General features: G+C 60.7%; 1 protein-coding gene. It reads left to right on the top strand.

What is annotated here, in order from left to right; all coding sequences use genetic code 11:
- Window positions 1–193: 193 nt before the first annotated feature.
- Window positions 194–354, top strand: a 161-nt coding sequence (locus UK12_RS40560; protein WP_442973927.1) for an amino acid kinase family protein, incomplete at its 3' end; no start/stop codon positions are given.

Here is a 354-nt window from a genome sequence, read left to right as displayed (position 1 = left end):
GCCGTCGCTCCGGCAATTCTTGTCAGCTGCCGGGAGCGGCCCCGAATACCTGTCGAGAGCCCCTGCCCACCAGTCTATACCGTTGTCTCATCATATGGAATTCGGCTGATGTGCCTAAACCGCTTGATAGACTTGCTCGGACCGCAGATGGGCCCACCCAATCCCCCTGAACGACACAAGTCACATACAGCACATGTGCATGCTCGCGCAGAAGGACGGCTGCTCATCCGTTGCGGCTGCCGAGGGAATCAATCGCATCGCCCGCCGAATCGTTGACGCCAGGAATGCCGGCCATGAGGTCGTCGTCGTGGTGTCCGCGATGGGCGACACGACGGACGAGCTCATCGAACTCGC

The sequence above is a fragment of the Saccharothrix sp. ST-888 genome (genome assembly GCF_000955975.1).
Classification (GTDB): Bacteria; Actinomycetota; Actinomycetes; order Streptomycetales; family Streptomycetaceae; genus Kitasatospora.
Note: the sequence above shows the minus strand (reverse complement) of the source record. Positions and strands in the feature narration are given on the sequence as shown.